The organism is Lentzea terrae (genome assembly GCF_003265345.1).
In the GTDB taxonomy this organism is placed as follows: Bacteria; Actinomycetota; Actinomycetes; order Mycobacteriales; family Pseudonocardiaceae; genus Lentzea; species Lentzea terrae.
This window is the reverse complement of the sequence record NZ_QFWW01000032.1, coordinates 39904-41309: the sequence shown is the minus strand read 5'-3', so window position 1 is coordinate 41309 and position 1406 is coordinate 39904. Positions and strand designations below refer to the sequence as shown.

Here is a 1406-nt window from a genome sequence, read left to right as displayed (position 1 = left end):
CGGCAGGTTGTCCACGCCGTAGACGGGGCGGCTGCCCTCCTCCGTCGTGAAGTCCGTGGTCCGCACGCCGGGGATGACGCTCGCCCATGCGGACAGCAGGGTGTAGGGCCGCAGGTCGCTGGTGTCCTTGCCGCGCTTGGCCGCGGTCGCGGTGGCGAACCACTCGAAGCCCTGCTTGGTGCTGCACGCCGGCCAGATGAACTCGCCCTCGCCGTCCGGCCGACCGGCCACGGACCAGGTCTGCTCGCCGTAGCGGCCGAAGCCGTCGAGGTAGTGCGGGATGACGTTGAAGTTGGCCTGCGTCATGCTGGGATACTGGTTGGGCGACCCGCCGGTGCCCAGCTCGGCGATGATCGGCCTGGTGCCGTCGGCGCCGTTCATGGCCGCGTACAGCTCTCGCTGGAACTGCTCGGAGTCGTACTCGCCGCCGTTCGGCTCGTTCACCTGGCTCCAGCGGATGATCGACGGGTGGTTGCGGTCGCGCAGCGTCAGCGCGCGGGCGTGGGCCACCATGTTGGCGCGACCGGCGTTGAAGTCCTGTGGGCCGCCGGAGCCGCGGATGGCGGTCTCGTCGATGATCATCAGACCGAGTTCGTCCGCCGTGTCGAGCATGTACGGACTGGCCGGCTCCTGGTGGATCCGCACGGTGTTGAAGTTGAGCCGCAGGTAGTTGTCGACCGCCTGCGGCCAGCCGCCGTTGCCCGCCGACGGCGGCAGGAAGCCGGGCAGCGTGTGGTAGGCGTCGCCCTTGCCGCCGTTGTTGATCCGGTCGTAGTTGGCGCCCTGCAGGTTGTCGCCGCGCACGTTCAGCCGCACGCCGTTGAGGCGGTAGTACTCGCCGTTCTGGGTGCTTTCCCTGAACCCGAACCGGTAGGTGGCGTCGCTGGTGCGGCCGTCGTCGGTGGTCGCGTGCACCGACAGCCGGTGCAGCTGAGCGCGATATCCCTGGCGGTACGGCACATTCGGCCACCAGTACGACGCGGAGCCGAGGTTCCACGCGACCGGGCCGACCGTCACCTTGGCGGTCGAGTGGGCGGCGACCGTGACCGTGCGGCTGGGCAGCGCCGGGTAGCTGAAGGTCTCGCCGTTGTCCGAGGCGAGCGTGCCGCCGAGGGTCACGGTACGGGCGCTGCCGGAGGTGTTGGTGACCGACACGTCATAGGTGAGGCTCTGGTCCGTCACCGAGGTGCGAACGAAGGCGTCGCTCACGTACACGGCCGGGTACACGCGCAGGAACGCCGAACGGAAGATCCCCTGCGGCACCGCCTCGGACCAGGGGGCGGCGTCGGGAACCAGGTACTTGCCCGCCGGCGTCTTCAACGCGTTGCGGCCCTTCACGTTCACGCTGATCGTGTGTGTCGTGCCCGGCGCCGCGAAAGAGGTGATGTCGAAGTTCGACGGGGTGA

General features: G+C 69.2%; 1 protein-coding gene. It reads right to left on the bottom strand.

Features of this window, described 5'->3' with window-relative positions:
• Nucleotides 1-1406: glycoside hydrolase family 2 TIM barrel-domain containing protein (locus DI276_RS52735; protein WP_332874744.1), on the bottom strand; the 1406-nt coding region annotated here is incomplete at both ends.